Origin of the sequence: Nonomuraea sp. NPDC049421, from assembly GCF_040677005.1 — a bacterium.
Classification (GTDB): Bacteria; Actinomycetota; Actinomycetes; order Streptosporangiales; family Streptosporangiaceae; genus Nonomuraea; species Nonomuraea salmonea.
The window spans coordinates 33,325-57,562 of record NZ_JBFAQA010000024.1 but is presented as its reverse complement, the minus strand read 5'-3'; the positions used below and the strand labels follow the sequence as shown (position 1 = coordinate 57,562).

25 protein-coding genes are annotated in these 24,238 nt (G+C 67.0%); 11 read left to right on the top strand and 14 right to left on the bottom strand.

The genetic code is table 11. The annotated features are described in order from the left end of the window. Positions 1 to 111 precede the first annotated feature (111 nt). From AB0K18_RS33815 to AB0K18_RS33805, 3 genes are read left to right on the top strand one after another with little or no spacing between them, the layout of a single operon-like run. On the top strand, positions 112 to 954 hold the full coding sequence (locus tag AB0K18_RS33815) for a hypothetical protein (protein WP_364922610.1): 843 nt from the start codon (positions 112 to 114) through the stop codon (positions 952 to 954). Then, positions 951 to 1,910 carry a hypothetical protein gene (locus tag AB0K18_RS33810; RefSeq protein WP_364922608.1) on the top strand — a complete coding sequence of 320 codons (960 nt, stop codon included), beginning with the start codon at positions 951 to 953 and terminating at the stop codon, positions 1,908 to 1,910. Before AB0K18_RS33815 ends, AB0K18_RS33810 begins: the two co-directional genes overlap by 4 nt. Beyond that, positions 1,907 to 2,443 carry a hypothetical protein gene (locus tag AB0K18_RS33805; protein WP_364922605.1) on the top strand — a complete coding sequence of 179 codons (537 nt, stop codon included), beginning with the start codon at positions 1,907 to 1,909 and terminating at the stop codon, positions 2,441 to 2,443. Before AB0K18_RS33810 ends, AB0K18_RS33805 begins: the two co-directional genes overlap by 4 nt. 68 nt (positions 2,444 to 2,511) lie before the next feature. Here AB0K18_RS33805 and AB0K18_RS33800 read toward each other — a convergent pair whose 3' ends face one another. Continuing rightward, positions 2,512 to 2,826 carry a transposase gene (locus AB0K18_RS33800; protein WP_364922889.1) on the bottom strand — a complete coding sequence of 105 codons (315 nt, stop codon included), beginning with the start codon at positions 2,824 to 2,826 and terminating at the stop codon, positions 2,512 to 2,514. A gap of 195 nt (positions 2,827 to 3,021) precedes the next feature. Between AB0K18_RS33800 and AB0K18_RS33795 the strand changes: the two genes are divergently transcribed. Together AB0K18_RS33795 and AB0K18_RS33790 are read left to right on the top strand one after the other, a co-directional pair. Beyond that, positions 3,022 to 3,273 (top strand): helix-turn-helix transcriptional regulator, encoded by a 252-nt coding sequence (locus AB0K18_RS33795; protein WP_364922602.1) that lies wholly within the window; start codon positions 3,022 to 3,024, stop codon positions 3,271 to 3,273. A gap of 192 nt (positions 3,274 to 3,465) precedes the next feature. Beyond that, positions 3,466 to 4,245 carry a hypothetical protein gene (locus AB0K18_RS33790; protein WP_364922599.1) on the top strand — a complete coding sequence of 260 codons (780 nt, stop codon included), beginning with the start codon at positions 3,466 to 3,468 and terminating at the stop codon, positions 4,243 to 4,245. Positions 4,246 to 4,282: 37 nt separating this feature from the next. On the opposite strand, the gene AB0K18_RS33785 is transcribed toward AB0K18_RS33790, so the two are convergent. From AB0K18_RS33785 to AB0K18_RS33750, 8 genes are all read right to left on the bottom strand, one after another. After that, on the bottom strand, positions 4,283 to 4,429 hold the full coding sequence (locus tag AB0K18_RS33785; RefSeq protein WP_364922597.1) for a hypothetical protein: 147 nt from the start codon (positions 4,427 to 4,429) through the stop codon (positions 4,283 to 4,285). A gap of 13 nt (positions 4,430 to 4,442) precedes the next feature. Next, entirely contained in the window at positions 4,443 to 6,392 is a 1,950-nt protein-coding gene (locus tag AB0K18_RS33780) for a DUF3732 domain-containing protein (RefSeq protein ID WP_364922594.1), read from the bottom strand. 4 nt (positions 6,393 to 6,396) lie between these two features. Then, a complete protein-coding gene (locus AB0K18_RS33775; protein WP_364922591.1) occupies positions 6,397 to 6,882 on the bottom strand; it encodes a three component ABC system middle component in 486 nt (161 codons plus the stop codon). Further along, positions 6,879 to 8,090 (bottom strand): ABC-three component system protein, encoded by a 1,212-nt coding sequence (locus AB0K18_RS33770; RefSeq protein ID WP_364922588.1) that lies wholly within the window; start codon positions 8,088 to 8,090, stop codon positions 6,879 to 6,881. Before AB0K18_RS33770 ends, AB0K18_RS33775 begins: the two co-directional genes overlap by 4 nt. Before the next feature lie 308 nt (positions 8,091 to 8,398). Further along, positions 8,399 to 11,239: a hypothetical protein gene (locus tag AB0K18_RS33765; RefSeq protein WP_364922585.1), complete on the bottom strand. Its 2,841-nt coding sequence runs from the start codon at positions 11,237 to 11,239 to the stop codon at positions 8,399 to 8,401. A 309-nt stretch (positions 11,240 to 11,548) separates the two neighbouring features. Continuing rightward, the gene (locus AB0K18_RS33760; protein WP_364922582.1) at positions 11,549 to 14,170 is read right to left on the bottom strand and encodes a DEAD/DEAH box helicase; all 2,622 of its coding nucleotides are present in this window, start codon (positions 14,168 to 14,170) and stop codon (positions 11,549 to 11,551) included. Positions 14,171 to 14,314: 144 nt separating this feature from the next. Then, on the bottom strand, positions 14,315 to 14,473 hold the full coding sequence (locus tag AB0K18_RS33755; protein WP_364922579.1) for a hypothetical protein: 159 nt from the start codon (positions 14,471 to 14,473) through the stop codon (positions 14,315 to 14,317). A 10-nt stretch (positions 14,474 to 14,483) separates the two neighbouring features. Further along, complete coding sequence (locus AB0K18_RS33750) at positions 14,484 to 14,660, bottom strand: hypothetical protein (RefSeq protein ID WP_364922576.1); 177 nt, start codon at positions 14,658 to 14,660, stop codon at positions 14,484 to 14,486. A 410-nt stretch (positions 14,661 to 15,070) separates the two neighbouring features. Here AB0K18_RS33750 and AB0K18_RS33745 point away from each other — a divergent pair, with 410 nt between their 5' ends. The 4 genes from AB0K18_RS33745 (at position 15,071) to AB0K18_RS33730 (ending at position 18,775) form a co-directional block, all read left to right on the top strand. Further along, positions 15,071 to 16,189, top strand: coding sequence for a hypothetical protein (locus AB0K18_RS33745; protein WP_364922574.1), 1,119 nt, complete (start codon positions 15,071 to 15,073; stop codon positions 16,187 to 16,189). Between the two features lie 302 nt (positions 16,190 to 16,491). Then, positions 16,492 to 16,686 carry a hypothetical protein gene (locus AB0K18_RS33740; protein ID WP_364922571.1) on the top strand — a complete coding sequence of 65 codons (195 nt, stop codon included), beginning with the start codon at positions 16,492 to 16,494 and terminating at the stop codon, positions 16,684 to 16,686. A 63-nt stretch (positions 16,687 to 16,749) separates the two neighbouring features. Next, a complete protein-coding gene (locus tag AB0K18_RS33735; protein ID WP_364922568.1) occupies positions 16,750 to 17,124 on the top strand; it encodes an STAS domain-containing protein in 375 nt (124 codons plus the stop codon). Positions 17,125 to 17,569: 445 nt separating this feature from the next. After that, on the top strand, positions 17,570 to 18,775 hold the full coding sequence (locus tag AB0K18_RS33730) for a hypothetical protein (protein WP_364922565.1): 1,206 nt from the start codon (positions 17,570 to 17,572) through the stop codon (positions 18,773 to 18,775). Between the two features lie 39 nt (positions 18,776 to 18,814). Here AB0K18_RS33730 and AB0K18_RS33725 read toward each other — a convergent pair whose 3' ends face one another. From AB0K18_RS33725 to AB0K18_RS33715, 3 genes are all read right to left on the bottom strand, one after another. Continuing rightward, a complete protein-coding gene (locus AB0K18_RS33725) occupies positions 18,815 to 19,516 on the bottom strand; it encodes a hypothetical protein (protein ID WP_364922563.1) in 702 nt (233 codons plus the stop codon). 39 nt (positions 19,517 to 19,555) lie between these two features. Next, a complete protein-coding gene (locus AB0K18_RS33720; RefSeq protein WP_364922560.1) occupies positions 19,556 to 19,756 on the bottom strand; it encodes a hypothetical protein in 201 nt (66 codons plus the stop codon). Positions 19,757 to 20,372: 616 nt separating this feature from the next. Further along, positions 20,373 to 20,729, bottom strand: coding sequence for a hypothetical protein (locus tag AB0K18_RS33715; protein WP_364922557.1), 357 nt, complete (start codon positions 20,727 to 20,729; stop codon positions 20,373 to 20,375). A 282-nt stretch (positions 20,730 to 21,011) separates the two neighbouring features. On the opposite strand from AB0K18_RS33715, the gene AB0K18_RS33710 reads away from it, so the two are divergent. Further along, positions 21,012 to 21,680, top strand: coding sequence for an HNH endonuclease family protein (locus AB0K18_RS33710; RefSeq protein WP_364922554.1), 669 nt, complete (start codon positions 21,012 to 21,014; stop codon positions 21,678 to 21,680). 345 nt (positions 21,681 to 22,025) lie between these two features. On the opposite strand, the gene AB0K18_RS33705 is transcribed toward AB0K18_RS33710, so the two are convergent. Further along, positions 22,026 to 22,508 (bottom strand): hypothetical protein, encoded by a 483-nt coding sequence (locus tag AB0K18_RS33705; protein ID WP_364922551.1) that lies wholly within the window; start codon positions 22,506 to 22,508, stop codon positions 22,026 to 22,028. A gap of 88 nt (positions 22,509 to 22,596) precedes the next feature. Here AB0K18_RS33705 and AB0K18_RS33700 point away from each other — a divergent pair, with 88 nt between their 5' ends. Continuing rightward, positions 22,597 to 23,472: a hypothetical protein gene (locus AB0K18_RS33700; RefSeq protein ID WP_364922548.1), complete on the top strand. Its 876-nt coding sequence runs from the start codon at positions 22,597 to 22,599 to the stop codon at positions 23,470 to 23,472. A gap of 79 nt (positions 23,473 to 23,551) precedes the next feature. Here AB0K18_RS33700 and AB0K18_RS33695 read toward each other — a convergent pair whose 3' ends face one another. Next, positions 23,552 to 24,046, bottom strand: a complete 495-nt coding sequence (locus AB0K18_RS33695; protein WP_364922545.1) for a hypothetical protein — start codon at positions 24,044 to 24,046, stop codon at positions 23,552 to 23,554. Positions 24,047 to 24,238: the final 192 nt, after the last annotated feature.

Sequence of the window (24,238 nt, the reverse complement as noted above, 5' to 3'; positions counted from 1 at the left end):
CCCGCGCCGCTCCCGGGCCCCGCCGCCTGGGCGGAGAATCGGCGAACAGAAGCGTATCTTCCTGATTACACTGCGTGCTCGTTAGTCTGCCCGGTTCGCTGAGGGGTCCGCATGAGCTTCACAGAACACGACGTTCACGAGTGCCGCCGCCTGATGAGCGCCTGCCGCGTCAACCAGCTGGCGATCGGCGACATGCTGAGGGCCGCGTGGGCCGACGGCGACGCCCTCGGGGAGTTCTGCGAGCAGGTCGGCCTGTCGGTGACCACCGCCAAGCAGTGGCGGGCCACAGCGAAGGCGGTCACGCCGGACCTGCGCACGCTGCTGGAGACCTGCGGCGTCTTCGTCTCCTACAGCGTCTTGCGCGAGGGAACACGCATGGTGGGTGGTCGGCCCGTCGACGGCGGCTACGCCAAGCTCCGGCGCTTGATCGACGACGCGAAGACGGCGGGCATCGACCGGGTCAACCACGCCACCTACCAGACGGTCTTGGGCACGGCGCCCTCGCTGGCCATCGTCTTGGATCCGCAGGCACGGGAGGCTGAGGACGTCGTCGACTACGTCAGCGACATGAACAACAGCCCCAACCGCGACCTGCTTGTCTCGGCGCTGCTCGCCGACGACGCCGTGACCCGCGCCGAGTTGGAGGCCGAGTTCGACAAGCAGCGGGCGGAGCGAGAAGAACAGAACGGCCAGCAGCCGCCGAAGCAGCCCACGGGCAAGCCCGACCCCAGCGCTGCACTGGTCGCCGATCTGCTCGCTCTGGCCGCGCAGTCCGCACGGATCATCAAACGCCTTCCCAGGACAGTGCAGCTGGACCTCGCGCAGCAGGCCAACGCCTCCGTCGCCCTGGACGACCTGGACGTCTTTACCAAGAGAGTCCGTCAGATCGCCGGGATCCACACGGTCAGCGTCCCGGCGCAGCGTCGCGCGCCGCGCCAGAAGGCAACAGCGTGATGAGCCAGGAACCACCCGAGCCTACCGTCGACGATGGCGAGGACGCCCTCGGCGCGGACATAGCCGAGTTCGTCAAGCTGGAGAGCAAGGGCCCATGGGTGCTGGCCTACCTGGTCGCCCGACGGGTGGCGCCCGGCGAAGGTGACGGCGTGAGAATCGAACACCAGTCCAGGTGTTTCGGCCGAAACACCTTCCGCCGCATCAGTGCCCGGGAGTTCGCCCGCCGGGCCGGCACCAGCGCCAAGAGGGTCCTCGCGTTCTTGGATGCCTGGAACCGGCTGGCGGAGGAGGGCGTCGTTGACCACGCCGCCGACCTGCACCCGGACAAGGAAGTCGAGCTACCTAACACCTCGAAGTATCCCTTCTACGGCAAGAACGGCTATTACCGCAGCTGGGAGGCCACCAACCTCTCGCCCAAGCGGCGCGAGGCGGTTGAGGAGGAGGCCGAAAAGTCGGGAACCCGTCCTCCTGCCGTCGCCTACATTCTCAGTCATCCCAAAGCGGTCAAGACCGCTCTGCTGGCCGATGAGACGACACGAATGGCGGCGCGGCAGGCTCTGGCGGAGTTCGACGCCCGTCAGGCGGCCGCAGATGCTGAAGACCGCGCCGCGGCCGCCAAGGTCACTAGCGAACGGCGGCGCGAATACGACGACGCCATCCGCGTAGAGCGGGACGCCTACGCCGCACAAGCCCGTGAAGCCAACGAGGGATCGCAGGCCGATGCTTCCATGGACGTCTTCAACGCCATGGCCGAAATCCGCATGGCTGCCTCGCGAGCGCTGGCGTTGCTGAGCAAGCAACAGATCAACTTCACCACGGACCGCGCCGAGGCCATCGCGGAGCTGTGTGACGGCGCCGAGGCGGCGATCGCCGCTGTCCGCGACATGGCCACCGGCGCTGCTCTGGACGACGCCACGCTCGCGGCTTTCATGGACGAGAACGGGAAATTCCTGTGAGCCGACGCCGTGATGAGATGGGCTGGACCCGCGCCGAGACCGACGTCGCCGAGGTGATGATCTGGCTGCGCAGCAACCACGGCCGCGAACTCAGCTACGCCGACATCGCCGCCGGTGTCGGCATCAAGGACGGCGCGCGCCTGCGGCGGGCCGTCAAGGTCGTCCGCGTGGTTGCGGCCAACCGGGGCGATCGCCTGGAGCGGTTCATGCCGTCGGCCGACCCCGCCCGGCGCCGGGTCTGGGTCACCCGCTACATGCGCTCGGGGCACGGCGACGAGTTTTGCGCCCGCGACGCGATGTCGGCCGCACGCGCGGCGATGACCTCGGTCAAGGACATGCACCGCGCCACCACCTTCGAGGCCGGTAACCCGCACTCGATCGCGCGCCAGGAGTTCGCCACGATGGCCCAGGCCGCCGATGAGTGCATCACGAGAGTGTCCGGCCTCGACAAGGTCGGCTCGCAGGTGGTCCGGACCGAGAACACCAGCCTGCTGATGCAGATGATCGCCGACCTGGAGGCCCGGCTGACCTAGCGCGCAGCCGGCGGGCTGGGGCTCTTCCGCTAGCACCGGGCGTGATGAGTAGCGCGGCCGAGACGGCGTCACCAACTGGCTTCGGCGGCAAAGTACTTAACCGTACGCCGCAAGATGTCACGTTCATGCTCAAGCTGCCGGACCCGGTTGCGCAACTGCTTGTTCTCCTCCTGCGGGTCCCGGCCGCCGGCGTTCGGCGCGGTTGTCTTGCGGCGGTCCTTGCTGGGGCCGCCGCCCTGCTCAGCCTGCGCGGCTCGTACCCACAGCCGCAGCGTCTCGCGATTGACGCCCAGGTCCTTTGCGACGTCAGTGAATGTTCGCGAAGGGTCGGCCATGTACGCGGCGACGCCGCTTGCCTTGAACTCCGGTGAGTAGGTCTTCATGCTCACGCGGTGACTCCTTGGTGACGAGATCCCCGCCGGCAAGATGCATCCGCTGATGCTTGTCCGGCGCGGGGCATGGCGGGCGTGAAACAAGCCCCATGCTGCAATGACGGCCCGTCCGTCCCCGAGCACCTTCCGTCATTTGTACCAACGCTGGTACAGATCTTTGGGGATCATGGACGCCACCGTGGGTGAGTGCCCAGCCCGATCACGCCTCGCCTCGCTGAACTGCGCAGACAGTTCGGGCTCAGGCTGCGTGAGCTGCGCGAGGCGCACGGGCTGACCCAAGAGCAGCTGGGCGAGCTGGCCGAGGTGGATCGCAAGACCGTCAACCGAATCGAGAACGGTATGTTCAGCCCGCATCTCGATAAGGTGTTCCAGATCGCCGATGCGCTGCGTGTGCCAGCCAGGGATCTGTTCGAATGGGACAGCGCCCCGCATCGTTGATCGCCCGCCAATGGCTGGAGATCTCGGCGTCACCGCCACGTCCCGCCCAGATCAACTGGGACAGCGCCACCAAGCAGACCCGCGAACGGACTGTGCGATGGTCCGGCGGCGTTCGCAAGGCCGCCATCACCTCGCCAGGCCACTGGCGAAATCCACCGGTATGCACCGCACCCGGGTGGCTACCCTAACGGGATGCAGATCCGCAGCCAGGTACTGAAGCTGTTAGCCACACCGGGCACCGACTCCCGATTCTTCGACGCCTACCTGCCGAATGCGATCCGCACCGCCACCGGCTGTCGTCCACATCAGGTGTGGGAGGCGCTGTACGGGCTGCTGGCCGACGGGCTGGTTTACATCGACTCCGGTCAGCAGGCCCCCGATAACTGGCGCTGGAAGCTGTCTGAGCGCGGTCTGAAGGCCGTCAGCGGCGGCCCGTGGGAGCCGCACGACCCCGAGGGTTATCTGCGCCGGCTGCGCCGTCAGATTCCCACGCTGCATCCGACCGCCTACCAGTACATGCAGGAGGCTCTGCAGGCCTTCAACGCGGGCTGTTACCTGGCGTGCTCGGTGATGCTCGGGGTTGCTGCCGAGCAGGTCTTCCTCGAGGTGGCCGAGGCCATGGTCGCCGCCGCGCCCTCGGCTGAGAAGCTTCGCAAGGAACTGGACAATCCCAAGAGCTCGCAGCACGCCCGTTTCCAGGCGCTGCGCGCCAGGCTGGAGCCATTGCGCAACACGCTGCCGGACGATCTCGGCGACAGCCTGACCATGGACGCCGTGGCCGACCTACTGCGCATCACGCGCAACGAGGCTGGCCACCCCCACGGGCGGGTCATCGACGAAGACACGGCCTACACGCACCTGCAGATGGCCGCCCGTTACCTGAGCAAGATGACCGCCCTGGCCGAGCACTTCACCCGGCAGGCCGCCACCCAGTCCACGATGCCACCACCCGCCAAGAACGCCGGCCTATGAACCCAGAATGCGGGACTCCGGCTCGGGGTGCCTGGCGTCATCCGGCCGCGGACCAGCCGACCGGCAACCCCACGATGGCCACCAGCAATCGTGCCGGAGTCATCCACCTCTCCCGCTCGACGCGCTCGGGCGTCTCGGCGGGCGTCTGGTAACCGGGCATTCCCATGCCGATGCCGACCGGCATATGCGAGTGAGTCTCAGCTCAGCCAATCGGCGGGGATGAGCTTGGTCCCACCTCGCCAATTGTGTTCGACGCAGTCGCGGAACCAAGGTTCGGAGAGATTGGCGTGGTCGCCGACGATGATCTGCAGGCCGGGCGTAAGTTCCTGGGTGACGTCGTACAGCAGCCGGAAGGTTCGCAGGACGGCGCCGCGATCGGCGTCGCCTTCGGGGACGCCGCTTTGGAGGGACATGTCGGAGGGGTAGTGGGCCTGGGTGGGCTGGTCGAGGATGAGGAAGCGGGGTACGGGTCTGTTCTGCCTGGTGAAGTAGCGGTGGAGGGCCAGGTGGGTGGCCAGGTGGTAGCCGATCCAGTTCGCTGCGCTGCCGATGCGTTCCAGCCGGATGGGCCCTCGTTCGGTGTCGGTGACGACGGTGAGGCGGGCGAGGTCGAGGCGGACGCTGCCCTCGCTGTGTTCGAGTTCGAGCTGGTCGGCGTAGCGGGTCATGTCTTGCCCGACCAGGAGGAGGCGTGAGGTGAGCTGTTCGCGGTCCTCGTCGTCATTGAGTTCGGCTTCGAGGGCGGCAACGGTCGCGGCTGCGCTTTCGGCGGCCGCGCGTAGTCTCTGCAGTTGCGTGTCGTCGGTGGAATCGACTCGGGACAGGATCGCGTCGATGCGTCCGCGGGTGAAGTCGCGTCCGTCGGCTGAGGTGAGGTCTGTGACCCGGTTGGCGGTGCGGAGCGCCGTTAGCGCGGCTTCGGTGCTGGCGAGTTGGTCGCGCAGGGAATTTGCCTGGCCGTCAAGAGCGATGAGGGCACTGCGCTGGGACGGCCTCGCCTCGGCGAGGTTCTCTAGCTGCGCTTGCAGCAGGGCCAGGCTGGAGCGGAGGGCTGCCGGAGTCGGGTCGGCGTGTTCTGTCTCGTGCCCGCAAGCCGGGCAGGTGGGGGAAACCGAGGGCCCGGTTTCGGGCGCGGCGCCGATGAGTCCGAGGCTTGCCAGACGTCCGGCCTGGAGCTGGAGTGCCGCCTCGTAGTCCGTTTCCCCATCGCGGTGGTCCAGGAGGAGAGCCCGGTCGGCCATGACCCGGTTGAGATCGGCTCGTAACGTCTGTGCCTGGCGTTCGAGAGCGATGTATTGGTCCTGCTGGGCGATGTCATCCACCGTGGGACGGGGCTGCTGCGGAGGCGGCGCGACCCGGGCACCCTGCAGGACGCGGACCAGCGTAAGACGGTCGGTGATCTCTTGCTCAACGATCAAACCGACAGCGCGGGCCTCGTTGTACAGGGCGCGCAGTTCTACATCGATGGTTTGAGCTGCCAGTTCCGCGCCGCGAAGCGCGGCTTCGGCGCGTTGGAGGGCATGTTTGGCGCCTCGGAGCTGGGCGCGTTTGATCGCTTGGTCCTGCGGGACGGCCCCGAGGAAGTAGGGGATGGTGTCGCGCAGGCTGTCGGCGATGCCGCGTTCGCCTTGGCGGTGGAACAACGCGGTGGAGCTGGCGATCTCGTTCTGGCTTTGAAGGCAGAGCAGGACGGCGTGGGCGAGAGTTGCCTCCAGTGGCGCGCGGCCGCCGGCTCCGGGGTCGGTGATGTTCTCCTCGATGCCGATCCGCCGGCCGATCTGGGTGCGCAGAGTGGCGGCGTTGGTGTTGACGACGAGATCTGCCAGCGCTGGTGGTTGCTGGAGGTCGTTACCGAACTCCAGCATGGCTTGCTGGGAGGACGCCTTCCCTGCGGCGGGTGCGGGGCGGGCAATGAAGACCTGTCCCTCATCCAGCTGCCAGAGGGTTGCATACCAGACGACGGTGTCGGTGATCGGTCCTTCGGGGACCTGGATGGACTTGCGTCCCAGGCAGTAGTCCACGATGGTCAGCAGCGCACCTTTGCCTGTCCGAGACTCACCGGTGACGATATTCAGACGTCCGGGCCGAAAGTTGACACGGCGGATGGCGCCCTGAGCGTTGTAGAGGATGACCGACAGCAGCTGCACCGAATCAGGGTGCCACACCGAAGAGCGCGAAGAGGGTTGCCGGCTGATCTGCCCGGGTGAACCACCTCCCGATGAGTCCGGACGCGCGCACGATCTGGGCGGCGTCACCGGCCTTGATCGGCATGGCGGTGGCTGCGAGCGTGCCCTGCAGTCCGCCGTCGCCGGTCACCGTCAGCATGCGGTTGGCCATGCCGAACCGCAACCCTTCACGCACGTGCTCGGTGAGGGCTTGGGCGCGCTGTGGGAATGCCGCCCGGATTACGGCGTTATCGGTGATCCACGTTGATAGGTGGGTTCTGGTGTCTCGTGGCAGCGCTTCCCGGGTGCCCTTGTGGAGGACGAGGGGCGCAATCAGGAACGTCAGGTACCAGGGCATCGCCTGGCTGGACTGGCGTTCGTACTGGATGGCCCCGTTCGCGGAGATGACGGCCATGAGTGCGGGGTTGAGAAGGGCGGCCGCCTCGCGAGGTCGATCCGCCCACGCTCTCACGGGCCCTCCGGTGCCTCGGCCGAGGCGGAGACGCTGAGGAGTTTCTCAAGACGGGACTGGAAGTCAGGGTGCCAGCCGATCTCCTGGTTCTCGGCGAGCACGTGACGTCGGCCGCGTGCGAAGAACGCGTCGTTGTAGCGTGGCCGCACGTTGACCGCGGTGGAATCTCGCAGCGTGCGCAGCAGCGCCTTACCCGCGGCGATCTTCGCGTTCTCGTCGGCGTCGAGCCCGAGGTCTTCGACCATGTCGGCGAACGCCCGATCCCATTCGTCGCGGAGGTTGTCCTCGAACTTCCCGAGTTCGTGCAGGCCGATCAGATCTTCGGTGATCCATTTGGTCGCCTGCGTGACAGCGCGGTAGTAGTCGACGATCGCTTTGCGGAGATTCACCTCGTTGCACGCGACCCAGCGCATCTGATGCACGAAAACACTGTCGGTATGCAGGGCGATGACGTGGTTCTCGTCGACATCGGCCAGTTCCACGGTGGTGGGCAGATTGTCTTCGCTGAACTGATCCCGTAGATGCGAGAGCATGGCGTGGGCCTCGCCGGCGCCCACCCTCTGGCGGCGGCGTTGCAGCATGTCCAGAGCGACCCCAGCCCACCACTTCCACACCATCGACAAGTACAGGTCCTGGTTGGTGTGCGGCAGTGCGGCCCACAAGAGCTTGCGAAGTTTCTCGTCCAGGTCAGCGACGCCGAGGGCTCCATCGGCCACGGTCACACGGTTCAAGAAGATCTGCTGTTCGGCCTCGGTGAAGTCCAGGAAGCGCTTGCGCGCGGCCTCGGTGATCTTGTTTGTGGACGTGCGTGCTGCGTCGTTGAGCTTGATGACCGCTGCCTGGGTGTTGCGGGAATCCGGCCGTAGAGCATGGGCGGCGGTGTCGGCAGTTGCCACGGCCGTAGTCACCAGGATGAGTGCCGGACCCTGAGGATCTGTGGGTTGCGCGGTGTTCATCCACACCGTGAGCGTCTTCCACAGATCGACGTCCTTGTCGCCCAGCGCGATGGCGGAGCCTATGTGATGCTTGGCTTGCAAGAGCTCAACTGGGGAACCGGCCTGTTCCCAGGCGACATCATCATGTGTCTCGATGCTGATCGCCTGGTCGGGCCGCTCGGGAGCCCGCTGGAGCAGTTCAATCAAACACCAGTTCACCTGGTAGAGATAGCCGATCGCACTGGCGGAGGCGTCGTGCTGACCGGCAGGCATAGATCGAGTCTCTAGTGGTCCCGGACCCCGTGTCTAGGAGGCGAACGCGATTCCTTCACCTAGAGCACTAACCGTGCACGAAGATCCGGACTTGTACAGCTACCGGCATCGAACGCCCGCATCGCCCAGCGAATCCTCGCCTGACTGCCGCCGTCCGGCACGACCGCTACAACGGCCAATCCACCCGCCTACGACCATCAATCCGTTTATAAGACTTGTTCCGATACACGCTTCGGCACGTCGCGTGCGTGCCGGGGAGCGCTCATACGAGCATGGCAGGACATCATGGTCGGGTGCCGCTGGATGAGCTACCGCAGCAGTTCACCCACGGGTGCACGATGAACAGCGGGAAGGACCTCGTCTCGAAGTTTCGCGACGAGCGTCGGTTCATGGACCACGACATGGTTCAATGCCGCAGCCAGGACCTGGGCCACCTGGTCATCTTCGAGGGCAGCCCGTAGCTCCACGGTGAGGATAGCCTCCGCGTCCGGTGCGGATCCGCCGCCTTGACTGAATTGGCGGATGGCGGTCGCAGCAGCCGTCACCTTGAGGAGCGAGTCCCCCGACAGGGGAGAGGTCTGAATCTCCTCCTCGAAATCAGCCCAGCCATTCGGGGGCGGGTCCGGCATGTTCATGCTCGCGCGCGGGACAATCTTTGACAGCGCTAGTGCCTGCGGCAATGCGTCGGCCTCCTTGGCCAAGGCACTGAGTAGGGTCAGGAAGTTCACAGCCGTGGCCTGAGCGGTTGGCGTGCCGCCTAGGGCGTCCCGTACCCCTTCGGCAACCAGGTGGTGTTGCGTGTCGCCAGTGCCGGCGAATCGCACCAGGATGCGTGCGATCGCGAGGAAATCGAGATCGGCCGGCCCGGGTCCCTGGAGAACGCGCAGTCCGCAGGTGATGAGGCGGTCGCGCCATTTGGGCCACGAGCGCGCCATCCCGTCGTCGATGAGATCCAAGGCCAGCCTCGGCCCGATGGGGACGATGGTGCCCAGCCGGGCTTCGGCTCCCTCGTCGATTGTTTCCACGAGTTCGACCACGGCCTGGTGCTGATGGTCTTGCGGAGTGGAGTACAAGCGGCCGGCGGCGAAGATCCACGTGTTGCGCCAGTGTGGGCTGGCGGCTGCGGTGCGTAGGCGCTGCGTCACACGCTCTAGTGGGCCGGTGGTCAGGTGCATCGCGGCCATCAGTTCCTGCAGGGAGCGCACGTCGAAGCCGTAACCCTCATCGCCGCGGGGCGCGATGAGCACCAGGCGCCGGGTAGCCGCCGTGACGATCTTGACGCGGAGGTCGGCGTCGGCGCTGGAGGGTTTGAAACCGGCTTCGTCCAGCACCTGCCAGGTGAGGTTTTCCAGCTCCTGATGGGTCAGGGCGGCGTTGGAGCGGTCGCCGGATTCGCTGCGGGCCTGGAGTTCGAACCCGATGCGTTCGTGCAACTGCTGGATCTGTAGCCCGTGTTCCTGCAGGATCCGGTTGAAGCTGGTCTGCTTGTCTCGCTCGCGTTTGAAGACGATCTCGTAGTAGGTCCAGAACAGGCTGAAGCGGTCCGGCGCGAGGCTACCGGCTCCTCCGAGGATGATCGTCATAATCAGTACTTGCAGCGGTGTACGCAGCAGGTTGCGCAGCCCCTCGTCGTCAGAGGCCTGGCGCAACTGTGTGACGATCTTCTCGACTCGGTCTTGGTCGTTGCCGAGCCGCACCGTCGTCACCAGCGTGCCGTAGCGCACGGCCTCGTCGGGTTGGAGGTAGTCCAGGTCGATGCGCTCGAACTGGGTGGGGGCGATGTTCTCGGTGTAGCCGATCGGGCGGGTGGTCAGCACGACAAACAGGTCACAGTCGTCGCCCTCAGCGGTGGTCACCAGTTCGGTGACCCGCTCTATGAGCCGCTTGCGCACGGTCGGGTCGGTGACCTCGTCCAGTCCGTCCAGCACCAGGAACCAGGGCCAGCGGCGCATCCACGCCGACAGTGCGCTGGGCATGACGTTGCCCAGATCGGAACGCTTGGAGACCCGCTCGGCGATGTAGCGGATCAGGGTGGTGTCTTCCTCGGTCCCGTGCTCGTGGGCATACTCGGCGAGGTCGACGCGCATGGCCCAGCGCCGGTGGCGGGGCAGCGCGGCGCCAAGCCGCGCCAGCGCCTGCTCCATTCCGGAGATCACGTCCTGGTGCTCCCCGCTGAGGTTGCTCGCTCCGGCGAGCATGGCCGCCCGGTAGGCCTGCACCAGGAACTTGGAGATGGTGGTCTTGCCGTTGCCTGGGGCGCCGGCCACGATGAGATGGCGCGGGCCCCGGCGCGTGGTGAGAGTGGGCCGCAGCATGTGCTCACCGCGGTCGAGCACATGCCGGATCACGCTGCCGTGCTCGGCCCCGCTGCCGACGGTGACGGGCAGGTCGATGGCGACCTCGTGGACGGGCAGGCCCTTGCCGTCGCTGCTGCCAGCTTCGTCGAAGTAGATGGCGCCTTCGCCGATCAAGGTGGTGCGGGCGTGGGCGCGCAGCCCTGGTTCAAGCTGATCCAGCGGCAGGGAGCCGGCGATCTCGGCCAGGTTGGCGAACACGTCGGTGGCGGTGAGGAAGCCGGGGAAGGCCTGCCGCACGCCCGGGTAGCGGTGCAGCAAGGCCTGGATCTGGTTGCCGTCCCACAGCCGCCACTTGCGCAGCCTGGACAGGCGGGCGAGCTTGGCCTTGCGCTCGGCACCGTCACCGATGTCGCGGCTGTCGTCGGCCAGGGCGTCGAGGTAGCGATGGATGTTGTCGTTCAGGGTGTCGTGACCGCCGGAGCCGGGGACCGGGGTCAGCGGCACGTTGGTGATAATCACGAGGTGATCGGGGACCGGATTTCTGCCCTTGGCGGGGTCGGCCCACGCGTCGAGTTCCTTGCGAACGTGCCCCCATAGCCAGGACGTATCGTCCTGAGGCCGAGCCGCCAGCTGGTCCTTATGCTTGACCTGGAACACCGTGTACCCGTCCCAGACCTCGCTGGACTGGCCCTCGGCCGGCTGCCAGATGAGCGGGCCTTTGAAGTACAGGTCACGGCCGCCGTCGCGCCCGGCGCCCATCACCTGCACGCCCGCGCCGAACGTTTGCAAGGCCAGCGCCGCCGCGAGATCTTGGAAGCCGATGGGGCCCAGCTGTTCCAGGTTGTAGACCACCCATGCCCTTTCTGCGATCTCGCGGAGCTCGCACTGAGTTGTGCCGGCGAAGATCTAACGTACCGCTGACGCCCCTGCGCTGTGGTGCCAAGCGGGCGGGCTGGTCCGGCCACAATGCGCGCGGCTCAGCTTGTCCGGGCACGACCACGTGACGTCGCCGCGAGCACGTGATCGTCACCGGCCAGCCGGCCCAGAACGGGACGCGCTCGAACGTGCGACCGATCACGGGTGACGGCCCGCTCGGCGCCTGCCCGCCGCGTCCGCATCGTGCCCCCTGCGTATAGGCCGCCTGCAGGCCGGTGCACGGGGTCAGCCGTCGCTGATGCGCCTGGTCAGCAGCTCTTCGAGCCACTGGCTGGGCAGGACCCGATGCATCCGCAGCGTGGCCTCGATCGTTGCGCCGGCCTGCTGGAGGTCCTGGCCGCGGGTCTGCGTGCGGATGGTCTGCCATGCCGTGATGAGCCGCTCGGCTACCTGACTCACCTGCTCGGGAGTCACCAGATACAGGCCCGCGCCGGCGACCTTGACCGCCGCATGATGCATGCGCTGCTGAGGTGTGACGTAGAGCGTGACGGAACCTGCGGGCACCGGCTGGCCGCTCTCGTGGGAGGCGTAGGTGAGATGGCTGGCGGCCTCCCGGACGTCACCGGCGGGGATCTCCTTGTCCGGGTCGGTGCCGGTCTTGGCCTCCCAGCCCATCCACATCACGTGGTCGAACATCCAGACGCTGTCCGGCTCCGCCGCCGCGCTCGTACGCTTGAGCGCCTTGGTGGCACCCGCCAACTGCCACAGCGCGTTCAATGCCTGCTCGTAGGCGGGCGCTTCGCTCTGGGCAAGTCCGTCCTGGACGGTGCGCGTCAGCATGGCGAACTGCCGGGTATCCTCCCGCAGCGGGCTGGCCGCGATCTGAGCGATGGCCAGGCGGTCCAAGGCATCGCTCGGGGTGTCGGTCGGCTGACCGGGCTGGGCGAGCAGTTGTTCGGCGTCGGTGCACAGCTCGGCCAGCCAGCGGGTGCCTGTGGCGGCGGCGCGGGCGTCGGCGAAGTGGCGGGTGGCAACCTGCAGCCACGACTGCCGGCGGGTGGGGTGCTGGCGGGCCGCGATCACCGCCCAGGACGCGGTCAGGTAGTGCCACAGCGCCTGGTAGCGGCGGATCTCCGCGCCGCCGCTGAGGGCGTCCAGTGCGGCACGGGCCTGTTCGATGGCGTGTTCCCAGTCGCCTTGCCAGGCTGCCTCGACGGCGGCGACCTCGGCAGGCGCGCTGGCGGCGAGCTTGCCGGTGCCGGGCAGTGGTGTGCGTTCCCGCTCATCGCGTTCTTGCCGGATGTCTTCTTCGGCCTCGCGCCATGTGGCGTCCTGGTGGCGGAAATGCTCCAGGTTCTCCTGGACGTCGGCGGCGGTGATGCCGGTGGAGTTGTCCAGGCCGAAGCGCAACTCGGCGCGCAGTTCCGGTGGCATCGCCTCCTGCACCTCGCGCTGGAGGCAGAAGCTGACCAGTTCCGGTGACAGCACCATCACCGCGGCGTAGTCGCTGCCGGCCCGGGTCGCGCGACCGGAGCCTTGGGTCAGCCGGGTGCGGATGCGCTCCTGCAGCGCGCCAACCGCACCCAAGCTGTCGTGGAGGAACCGCTCCTGCAGATGCGCGCCGGTCGGCAGCCCCGCGAGCACGACCAGACGGCAGCTCTCGCCCGGCAGATCGATACCGTCGTAGCGGTTGGCCAGGGCCAGCACACCGCGAGCAGCACCGATGAACTCCTGCGGGTCATACTCGAAGTCCTCGGCGTCGAACACGTCGAGGCCCTCGGGCACGAGGTGGTCGGCCATCTCCTGGCGTTTGCGGTCGTTCGGCGCAAGGACGATCGCTTTGCCGAATTCGGTCAGCACCTGCTGAGCGAACGCTTCCTCGTCGCGGGCGTCGTTGCGCAGGTCGTCGACCAGGTGCGGGAAGAAGAACAGCCGCCGGCCGTGGCCGTGCGAGGCCGAGTCGGCCGGGGCGGAGATGCGCTTGATCTTGCGACGGCCGAAGGCGCGTTCCAATTCGCCGCCGTCACCCAAGGTCGCCGACAGATATACCCGCTGGACGGCGTCCTCGAAGGCGAGGTGATAGCGGGTAGGAGCGATCAGGGGCCGCAGCACGATTTGGCTTCGGCTGACATAGACTAGCGAGGCCGCCAGCGACCCGGACAGCTGCCCGGCCGCGAATCGCGCGTCCGTGGGCATCTCATGCGCGTCGGCGGCCTCTTCCAGCACCGCCTCCAGATCGGCGGCAGCCGCGGCGACCTTGGCGACATCAGCCAGATAGATCGCCCGATGCTCCTTGTGGTGACCATCACGCAGGCGCATCAGCACCGACGGGGCCAGCGCACCGCACGCCTCCAACGCCTCCACGACGTGGTCGTAGGCCTTGGACCGGCGGGGGATCGACACGCTCCAGTTACCGGCCACCGCGCCCTCGGCCGCGTGCGCGTCGTCGAGGATCAGCGTGTGCGCCTCCAGCTTGGGGCTGGAGTTGAAGACACTGCTGTAGGCGGCGAAGGCCACCGCCTGCCCCTGCTGAAAACGGGCTCGCTCGGCCGGGTCCCAGTCGGTGTGGCGCCCGGTTAGCACACAGACCGGCAGCCCGTAGGAGCCAGCGCGATCGGCTGCCTGGCGTGCGAGCTGCTTGGTCGGCGTCAGGTACGCCACCCGCTCACCGTGCTGCCGCCGCCGCCATTCCGCGATCAGCCCGCCGACCAGCGTCTTGCCTGCCCCTGTGGGCAACTCGATGGCCACATCCTTGCTGGCACGATGGTCGCGATGGTAATCCCGCAGAACCATCGCCTGCCGTACCCATAACTCCTGCGGAGCCGATGGATCGGCTGGCAGCGAGGAAAACAGCGCCTCGGGGGAAGCCGCCGCCGCGGCGGCGGGCCTGCGCCTGTTGAATGCCACGGCCGAAGCCAACCACGAAGCGGTGCTGCCCGCGACTGAAATCGCGTCCTCATGCGCTCTTGGCCGTCGATTGCTTGCGGCCCCATCCGAGGGAGCCGACCGTCCGCGCGATGAACAAGTCGGCTTCGCTCAGCCTGAAGCGAATCAGTGAGTACGGCGACGCGGTGCCAGGACCTCGGTGGCCTTGGCCATGGCTTCGGCGCCGGGCTTGACGTAGCGCATGGCGGTGCGGCGGTTCTTGTGCCGGGTCTTGCCCATGATGAGCTGCAGCGGGACCTCGGCGTCGCTAGATAACCATGGCAAACACGAGCGGCTACCTCGTTGTGCGGGCCCTGCACTCGGCTTCCTGGCTTACCTGCTCGGAAGTCAGCAAGTTGGCCTGCCCCGCGCTCGTGCGCTTCAACGCCTTGGTGGCACCCGCCAGCCGATACGGCGCATGCAGGGATTTCATCGCGGTCTTTCTCGCGTGCGGCCCCAGCACCGCCAGCACGGGCTTGAGGCTGACCGGACATCGCGGAAGGGCCCACTGTTGGCGCAGTGGGCCCTGGAACACACAGGCCTTCCGCGGTCGAACGGAGATCCCCTCGATCACCTGAGCAGGTGACCCTTCCCCATTAGAGCGGCACGCGGTGGAGATCAACTAGGCACATGGAACATCCGTACGATCCACTACGCCAGTGCACGCGATTAAACGCTATGGAACAGACAGAAACACACGTGGATCCAGCGTCGTTGATGGCGCTTCTCGGAGCTAGCCGTAAAGCCCTATGGACGCGTCTTTGTGCGCCATCATTGGACTATCGCGCCCTTGGTTCTCCGAAGGTTGGCGCCGACGGGGTTCCGGGTCTCCCCAAAGGGTGCGCATTACGCGTATTACGCGGTCGATTGGTTGATTGATACATGACCCTCGTTCACGCTCAACAAGAGGTGATTTCCCCCGAATGGTCACCATTCGCCTCCACCATCCTGGCGCCAGCACGGTTGTTCCCATCCCGGCGATCACGGCTGCCCGATATCTCACCGCCTGCCGGCCAGCGCATGTCTAGCCAGGTCCCGGTCTGGAACGGCCAGGCCAGCCAACATCTGGCGGGGGCAGGGCAGCAGCAGGACGCGGCCCTCCTTCCGTCTCCGGCCGTGGTGGCGGACCTCACTCCTTTGGAGGAAGCGGTCCAGGCGGCCGAGCAAGCCGTCGTTGTCGCCGAACACAAGCGCACAAACGCGACACGCCAGCTTGTCGTTGCTTCAGACGAACTCCGATCCGCGACAACCGTGCTGACAATCGCCCAGGCTAGCCTGATACAAGAACAAGCTCGCTCCGCGAACACCGTGGAAGAAGAAGCGGCAAAGCGGGCAAACGCAGAGCTATCCATGGCGAATAAGGCATACATGGCGGCGGTTTCCGCAGTAGATCGAGCACAGGCAATTCACGTACGCATGGCGAACGATTTGACGAGAGCCGATGCCCGATGCCGGCGTGCGAAAAGCCGGTTGAGAGCTGCCCAGAAGCAGGTGGCAGAGGCGGACGCGGTCCGCTCCGCTCTCGCCGGTGTCGCCGGCGGTGAAACTCCTCGAACCGCGCCAGCCGACAACGTGGCCGCCGCCATCAGGGGTTTCGCCCAATCCCACCAACCGAGCCGTGCCGCGACGATGAGCAATCCGCCCGAACTGCCCTTTGAACCTCCACGGGACCTACCGGGCCATGACCTGAAGCCGGACCCGCTGTCCGCACGAACCCCGGCCGAGTTCGTTGGCCTGATGAAGCGCTACCGGATCTGGGCCGGGGAGCCGAGCCTTCGAGAACTCGTCAAACGCTCGCGGAAAGCGTTCGGTGCCAGCACGTTGTGCAAGGCTCTGAAGTCCGATCAACTGCCGCCCGAGAAGTTGGTCCGCGCGTTCATCTGGGCCTGCTCCGGTTCCGAAAATGACCTACAGGAGTGGGCCACCACCTGGCGGCTTTTGCGTATGAGGCATCATCCATCCCCTGGCAGAGGCGTTGGCTCCGATCTTGACATCGCCTGACAGTTGGCCAGCCGGCGCCGCTGGCTGAGGAGGTCTTTAAGCCCCCGTATCGGGGGCATCGGCCGCTGAACGGACAGCCTTTCCTCCGCGATGAGCGGTCTGATGCCGCGACCCTGGGCCTCCACACCAGGCGATGCCTGGCCACATCGGCCAACCTCATGAGCTGAGCAGGTGAAATCCCGTCGGCCTGGACGTGATACCGCCCGGCCTCGGCTCGCTGCTGGGCGATCCCGGTCAGCGGTCAACTCGAGTCCTGTGCGCTCGCGCCTTTTCACTCCCTTCACAACGACGTGAGGAACACCATGAACAACATCCGCGGACTGTGGGTGGCCGTGGTCGTCACCGCCGGTCTCTTCGTCGCCCTCGCCGGCGGCGTTCTTGCCTGGCTGGGCGGCACCTCCGTGCCCCTGTCCATTCTGGCCGGAGCGGCAGGGTTCGCCGGGTTCGTCGGCCTTGCCCTGGCCGTCATGACGTTCCTGACCCGCGCACAGGACTGAGCCATGACCGCCCTCACCCGTTCCCGTCCTGCCGGAAGGTCCGCCCGCCGCAGGGGAGCCGCGATGACCTCACCCACGTTCGCCTGCCAGCGCATGCCCGGCGTCACCGTGATCTCGGTGGCTGGCGACCTGGAGGCCGCCGCCGCCGACCGACTGGACGCCTTCATCACGCGGGCCCGCCGCCGACCGGGCGACCACGTGGTGCTCGACCTGAGCGAGGTGCCGTTCGTGGGCCAGGCCGGCCTGCGCGTGCTGCTCAACGTCCGCGCCCTGATCCGCCGGCACGGCGGCGACCTGCACCTGGCCGCCCTGCAGCACTCACCCGCCCGCGTGCTGAACGCCACCGGCGCCAGGCCCGTGCTGACCGTCCACCCCAGCGTGCCGCAGGCCATCCTGGCGGCCCTGCACGCCAGCCACGGCCTGCGGCACGAGCCGTAGCTGCTCCACGGCAGCTCCCCGGCCAAGATCGGATGCAAGTTTTCACCGCGGGTTCAAAGCGAGCGCGGGTGCGGTCGCAGCGTGATCAATCCCCCTGTCAACGTGCGCGGTGGGAAGACCTTATGGCGGGCAAAAGGCGGTGTGACATACTCCGCTGGCCGTACCCGCTCGTCATGAAGGACAGCTCCCCTCCTCGCCTGTCCCTAAAACGGGCGGCCGGGGCCGAGGACACGCGACGCGAACAGCCGGTATAACCCTGGGTAAAAGAGACACGCGGCTTGAACTGGGGTTATCCGAACTTACGTGCGAGATGCCCTAGCTGTAGGGCATCATGGACCTGCTAACCACTACATCTGCTGGTTAGTGTAGCCCCACCGGTAACGCTCTGCGACCCTGTAGCGGTTCGGAGCCGAACCTGGGCTGGTGTTTGGAAGGAGTTCCGCACTTGACCCAACTCCGCTCGACTTCCGCGGCAGTACAGGATCGCCGCTTGGTACAGACGGCCGTCAAAGGTCCGACCGCCGACTCCCAGGACGCCGTCTTCCTGCCCTTGGAACACGACGCCGCCCTAGAGTTCCGCCAGGAGCACTCCGGCGTGGATTTCTGGTGCGGGACGGTAAACGGGTGCGGGCGCCGGCTCTTCACCCGCATCGGCGACGAGAAGATCCCGCACTTCTTTCACCAGGGCGAGAGTGAGGCGCAGTGCCGCCGTGCGCAGAGGAACCGAGGCTGGCTCGACCTTGAGGCCCCCATAGTCTGGGCCGAGCTGAGGCGCTGGCGCCAAGGCCGCGACCTTCCCGAGGGACAAATCGACTTTTTCGACCCCATCGATGGCCATGACGCCCGCTATATGCACATCAGTGGCCCCGTCGGCACCAGGGACACCCGCATCGTGCTCGGCGACGTCACGACCATGCAGGTTCAGCAGGACGCCGCGTCCGTGCAAGGACGCGAGTGGGATTGGTTCGTGCACGAGCGCAACACCCAGGTGCGGGCGATCCTGGACAGCCAGGGCATCGCCTATGCACGGATCAGGTTCGTTCCGACCGCGACCTCGGCGACCCTGCAGGTCTTCCTGGCCACCCCGGACAACGTGGGGGACTGGGGCCGCATCAGCCGGTACGTGGCCGCGCCCAACAGGGCTCCCCGGCCGCCCGAGCCCGCAGGGTGGCCGGTGACCGCCGGCTCGAGGCCGGCCCCGGCGCGTGCCCCTGTTCCGCAACGGACCGCCGCCTCCGTTCCTGCCCGTGAGCAAGGCAATCCTTTTGCACAGGTGGGCCCTGAGACCCAGCTCGCGCGGCTGCGCGGCTTGGACGGCGGGCCCACGCGCGAACCTGCATTCGCGCGCAGAGTCCCGCGCCCACGTGAATCAGAGCCCACTCGGCGGCACGCGCCCGCCGCGAGGGTGCCCGCGCCCCGCTCCGAAGAGCAGATCGCCAACGAGTTCAAGGACGCCATCGCGCACCTGGAAGAGGCGCTGGCCCTGGAGACCGCAAGAACACGGCCCGGTGCGCACGGCGCCTGCAGGCACTGCGCAAGGCCCACCGCAAGAGCCTGTCCAGCGACGACAACCGAGCGATCAAGGCCCTGCTCAGGCGGGCCAGTACCAGCTGACCGCCTGCCTACCACGCTGGTCCCTGGGAGTGCCTAGCCGCCAGCCGTACGGGTGGCCGCCCAGCGACCAGTAGTTCTACATGGCCAGACTGGCAGGAGGCGGATGGTCCTGTTGGAACCGCTTGAGGCTGATGGCGCGCCAGGCACCGACCCACTGGTCCAGGTCGGCCTCGCAGGCGGCGACGATCGCACGGACGGCGCGCAGGGGCGGCATCCGGGCGAACTTGGCGTTGAGCGTGTCGTGCACGGTGGTGTAGGCGACTTCGCTGAGACGGTCGCCTTCGTGAGACCTGCTCATGCGGCAGATCTCCGGGATGCTCACGCCGGCCCATACGCGCAGCAGGCTCAGCTGGTAGCGGTACTCCTGTGGTGTGTTGGCCTGCCACGGGTCCGGAGGAGCGGGTCCCTGCTGTGCCGCCGTGACCGTGGCCTGGCGTGCGCTGGACCGGCTCTTGGCAGGCGCTGCCCGGCCGGGGCGGCGTGGCGTGACGTCGCCGACCTGGATGGCGGCGGCATGGGCAAGCCTCCACAAGGTCGGCCACTGCTCCTGGTCGGGCAGGCCGCCGCAGGCGGTGACGAAGTGCGTGACCACCTCCCAGGACGGGCAACGGTAGCCGGCGGCGGCGTCGGCGAGCACCGAGCGCGAGAAGGTTCCACGCTCGGCGAGCTGGGCGTAGGTGGGGATGGGAGGGCCCGCGAGCTCGCGCAGGCGGCGGAGCTCGCGGGCCAGGTCCGCGATCGGCCCATCCCAGGTGATCGGCTTTTCCGGCCGTGCCATGTTGGACGATCCCTGTACGGCGGGGACGTTCGGGGCAGATCAGCGGCCGTACTGGGCGAGGTCACCGGCGGTGGCGGCCAGCGCAGCCAGCACCACGCCCAGCGCGAGCGCGGGGTCGCTGCCCAGGGCGGTCAGGACGACGACGAAGGCCAGTACCAGCACCCAGACGACGATGCGAACCGCCGGCCGGGACGGCTGGCAGAGGAGGGGACGGTGCGGCAGGGCGAGCATGAGCGTCATGAGCCTCTCCAAAGGAGTGATGGTCCGGACGAGCAGGTGTGGAGTTGCGACATCGCGCGCGTGATGCCCCTGCGGTTTGCCCTCCGCGGAGGTGAGCATGAACGTCGCTGGGGCCCATCATTACCGCATGCGGCATAGACCGGGTACGCGCCCGTACGCGAGGCGGCTGCCGGACAACCCCGTCACCGAGCGCCGAGGCAGCCGCACGATGCAGCCAGGTCAGCCAGGTGTGAGCCACGACGGGTCGGGTCTTGCGGGGTATCGGAGTGGTCCGGGAAACATCGGCTGCAGACGGTCTGGTCCGGCCGCGAGGTTGGACAACCAACTTGCAGTGCATCATGGATCCCACAGCCGCCGGTCTAGACCCCGCGGCGAGGTCGGTCCAGGTCGGCCACCCCGAGGCGTCAGTTCATTGGTCCGGACGAGCGCTCAGGGAGACACACAACGGCCTTCCCGATTTGCCCCGGGAAGGCCGTTGTCTTCTCACCAGCCCGGACAATCACGCCGGACAACTCGGCCTTGACCGCCAGCGGCCGGGGACGTGGGTTGGAAGGAACAGGAACCGCGGCAGGCGTGCTGACGAGCGTCTCGAACGCGGTCATAGCGAAGGCGGGAGCTATTCGGCAGGGCCGGGCTGGGCGGTGTAACAGCGCGGACAGACGACCACCTTGGCGCTGCCTGGGACCTTCCAGCGATACCGGCACAGGCGTGTGCGCCGGCAGCCGATGAGCGTGTCGTTCGGCAATAACTCGCCCACCTGGAGCGGGCCGCCGCGGCCGCAGGAGGGGCAGGTCCATTCCGGCGGTGTCTGGTCTCCGTCGACCAGGCGCCCGTCGACGGTGGTGAACCGCATCAAGACCCGCAGCGGGGCTTCGTATTCGCTGGCCGTGGTGCCGCACGTCGCGCAGCGCACATAGCGGGGGCCGCCGGACAGATGCCGGTTGAGCGCGATCGAGATCAGCATGCGGATCACCGGTGGTCCTGGCCTTCCTGGCGGCAAACAGCACGGTACTGGGATCGTCCGTCCGCCCATCTGCGCTGGCAAGTGGCCGCCCGAATACAGCGCCGACCGCGATGGGAAGCGATCCTGCTCACGCCGCCAGAACTTGAGGAACACGGATATCACTGCGGCGTGGAGTGATCGATCCCGCCAATGTCGCTACATTCTGTAGTCAGTTATTGCTCTGTGTATCGATCGCGAGAGGATCGGCATGCCTCACCCCCACGGCGCAACGCCTTGATCAGCATCGCCCTCATGGCCGGCATGATCCAGGCGGCCGCCCTCCTTCCTGCCGCGGCGACGGCCACGCAGTCCGTCCAGCACACGCCTCTGGCGGTGGCGCAGCATGCGGAGGGGCCGCTACTGGCTGACGCGGTCGCCGCCCTGCCGGTGTCTACCGAGCGGCGCGAGGGCTACCAGCGCACTTCCTTCCGTCACTGGGTCGACGCCGACCGCGACGGCTGCAACACCCGGGCCGAGGTCCTCATCGACGAAGCCCTCACCATGCCCCAGGTCGGGGCCGACTGCCGGCTGTTGGGCGGGTCCTGGTACTCCTACTACGACGACCAGACCGTCGGCGACGCCGCCCTCCTCGACGTGGACCACCTAGTCCCGCTGGCCGAGGCATGGGATTCCGGCGCCTATGACTGGAGCGCCGCCCAGCGTCGGGACTACGCCAACGACTTGACCGAGCCCTGGCACCTGGTCGCGGTCACCGCCCGCAGCAACAGATCCAAAGCCGACCAGGACCCGTCGACCTGGCAGCCGCCGCACGAGCCGGCCCGCTGCCGGTACGCCGCCGAGTGGACCGCGATCAAAACTCGCTGGCACCTGTCCATTGACCTCGCCGAGCAGCAGGCCCTAACGGCACTCGCGGACGCCTGCCCGGAGCAGCGTCTGTCCACGACGGACGACCAGCGCTGAGCCGCCACTCAGGGGCCGGCATGAACGGCCGGTCGAGAGCCAGCCGTTCTTGCCTGGGTGTGCTCTTCGACGGCGTCGCCCGGTCCTGCCCGACAACGCCTCGCGCCTCCCGTACGTGGGCCAGGAGGTGCGGGGCGTCGCGTGCTCCTTGGGGGTTAAGCTCGCCGTCGCCTCCAGTACGGGTCGCTGCTCTTGTAGGTGCACTTGTGGCGCTTGTTCGTGACCTTGGCGTATCCGTGCGCCGCGGCGGGTTCGGCCCCACCCGTGCACTCCGCATGGTCGACGGTTCTCGGCTACGACGGTTCTCGGCTGTGACGGCGCCGACGGCGCCGTGGCTGGCCGAGGTCACGCTGCCGTCATGGCCAGGAGCTTGCCGAAGACTTCGTCGAAGGGGTGGGTGCGGCACTGGTCGACCAGGTAGTAGGCGCCGCTGGGGTGAGGTTGGGCGATGCTGCGGTAAGCGATCACTTCTGCGGGGGTGGTGACACCCAGGTCGCCGAAGACGTAGTAGAGGGGAATCGGCCTGTAGAGCGCCAGGAAGCTCAGGCCAGCTTCCAGGCAGTCGCGACTGATGGCGTAGCGGCGAGAGCGGCTGGCGGGCAAGCGGGTCTTGGCGTCGATGGCCACGACATCGCCGGCGCGAGCGGCGAGGACGTCGGGGAAGTGGCGCAGGGCCGAGGTCGTGCAGCTCAGCGCCTGGCGGAGGGCGTGCGGGAGGGTGCCCTGTCCGGCGGAAGCCGCGTCCCAACCACGCTTGCTTAGTTCGGCCAGGACGTACTGCTCGTGCTTGATACCGACGTCGTAGCGCTGCTGCCAGGGGGATGTCACAGCGATCCTCTCGGGCTGGGCCGACCATTGCGAGTGGTACCTAGTTCCGCTCTTTGGTACTACTCCTCTAGCGACTATGATGCCCGCTATGGCGTCATACATTGATGCACGATTTCGTCCCACTCTATGGCCGGGGACCGTTGTCCCTCCACCAGCGCTGAGACCTGCGCCAGGGCTGATAGTCGACGGCGACTGGATCACCTGGCAGCCCGGAACGTCATGGGAGCTAGTCCAGCCGGTCGAGCTTCCAGCTGACTTCTACCTACGCGAACTGCTGGAACTGACCTCGGGAGACCTGGAGGCCACCGCCGAGCTCATGCGCTCCTTCGGGCTGCTATTCGACCCGGATCTAAGGGACCTCCACCTGTATGCCGGCGACCCAGAGGAGGAAGAGCGCGTCAAAGCTCTCGCCGACCGTGAGGCACCCGGCTGGCCCTATCATGTCGGAATCCACCGCGATCTCATCAGCCTGCACGTGGACCTGGCGCAACGAGCCATCCATACGTGGCTGGCCTGTACGCAGGAGGGGGGCCTGGAGGAACTCGTCGAGCCGGAGGTGACCGAGGAGCAACTGGCCCTGGCTCGTAGCCACAGCCCACTCCAGCCGGGTGAGCCCCCCTGGCCGAAATCACTGGAGCATCTGCGCGATGAGCTTATCGCTATGCGCATCGAGGAACTCGAGACGGCGATGACGGGAGCGCTGAGCCGCTTCAGCGTCGGCATCGGCGGCCTGGCCGAGCGACACCCGACCATCTACTCGGTCTCGTTCCTGCAGATGTACAACCACATGGCCGAAAAAGCGGCGATCCGGCACTGCGCCAACGAGCCGTGTGGGCGGCCGTTCGTGCGGCAGCGAGACCGCGCCAAGTTCGGCCAGCACCGTACCGAGGGCGTCAAGTACTGCTCTCGGTCCTGCGCTCGCGCACAGGCACAGCGTGAACTCCGCCGACGCAATAAGGCGTGAAAGCCCTTTCGGGATTGCTGGCCAGGGTCGAGACGCGAGCCGTCCCTAAAACGCATCTACGGGACGGTGCGCTGAACGGTCAGAACGGTGGCTCGTCGGAGAAATCAGACCCTCCGAAGCCCCCAAGTCTCACAGAGCTATTGGAAGGCGGGACGATTGTGACTGGGGTGTCAAGGAGAGGGGGCGGTAGCTCCTCGGTGTCGAAGGCCGCACTCCACACCCGTCTGAACTGCTCTTTATGGGTTGACTTAGGTGGCTCGTACCTGTCGTCCCAGTCGTCGCCCACCGCCATGTAGTACTCCGCCTCGGGATTGATCTCAGCGAGCTGGCACAGCGGAGCATAAACGGCGTACGCCGTTTCCCACCGCTCGGGAATGATCTTTCCGCGGAGAGTGCGGCGGATCGTTTCCATACTTGCTGTGCCCTGGAGATCCATCCGCTCCGCAGCGTTGACGATCTGCTTGAGCGAAGGGCGTCCTGCCTGTCGGTACATCTGAAAGACGATGATCAGGAAATCGCGATGTGGGCCTTCCGGCACTTGATCTTTGGATGGCATGGCGATGGCTCTGGCCATGATGGCTCTCCCGTGCTCTACGGATTCCAGCAGTCGGCTCCTAGGGACGCAGGAAAGCGTACTCACAACAACTTTCGACAACGAACTCAAGGAAGACAGCGGCACTTTGCGGCACTCCAGCGCTGCCGAAAGCACTTCAACCACAAGGATCAACTACTCCGGCGATCCCCGAAGCTGGGTTCAGGCAGGGAC

What these genes read in the sequence shown, in the direction of transcription:
- AB0K18_RS33800 (WP_364922889.1), bottom strand. Translation starts at nt 2,826, where the DNA reads ATGAAGACCTACTCACCGGAGTTCAAGGCAAGCGGCGTCGCCGCGTAC.
- AB0K18_RS33700 (WP_364922548.1), top strand. Translation starts at nt 22,597, where the DNA reads ATGGCGTCATACATTGATGCACGATTTCGTCCCACTCTATGGCCGGGG.
- AB0K18_RS33790 (WP_364922599.1), top strand. Translation starts at nt 3,466, where the DNA reads ATGCAGATCCGCAGCCAGGTACTGAAGCTGTTAGCCACACCGGGCACC.
- AB0K18_RS33745 (WP_364922574.1), top strand. Translation starts at nt 15,071, where the DNA reads ATGACCCTCGTTCACGCTCAACAAGAGGTGATTTCCCCCGAATGGTCA.
- AB0K18_RS33785 (WP_364922597.1), bottom strand. Translation starts at nt 4,429, where the DNA reads ATGCCGGTCGGCATCGGCATGGGAATGCCCGGTTACCAGACGCCCGCC.
- AB0K18_RS33815 (WP_364922610.1), top strand. Translation starts at nt 112, where the DNA reads ATGAGCTTCACAGAACACGACGTTCACGAGTGCCGCCGCCTGATGAGC.
- AB0K18_RS33695 (WP_364922545.1), bottom strand. Translation starts at nt 24,046, where the DNA reads ATGGCCAGAGCCATCGCCATGCCATCCAAAGATCAAGTGCCGGAAGGC.
- AB0K18_RS33770 (WP_364922588.1), bottom strand. Translation starts at nt 8,090, where the DNA reads ATGCCTGCCGGTCAGCACGACGCCTCCGCCAGTGCGATCGGCTATCTC.
- AB0K18_RS33740 (WP_364922571.1), top strand. Translation starts at nt 16,492, where the DNA reads ATGAACAACATCCGCGGACTGTGGGTGGCCGTGGTCGTCACCGCCGGT.
- AB0K18_RS33710 (WP_364922554.1), top strand. Translation starts at nt 21,012, where the DNA reads ATGGCCGGCATGATCCAGGCGGCCGCCCTCCTTCCTGCCGCGGCGACG.
- AB0K18_RS33735 (WP_364922568.1), top strand. Translation starts at nt 16,750, where the DNA reads ATGACCTCACCCACGTTCGCCTGCCAGCGCATGCCCGGCGTCACCGTG.
- AB0K18_RS33720 (WP_364922560.1), bottom strand. Translation starts at nt 19,756, where the DNA reads ATGACGCTCATGCTCGCCCTGCCGCACCGTCCCCTCCTCTGCCAGCCG.
- AB0K18_RS33725 (WP_364922563.1), bottom strand. Translation starts at nt 19,516, where the DNA reads ATGGCACGGCCGGAAAAGCCGATCACCTGGGATGGGCCGATCGCGGAC.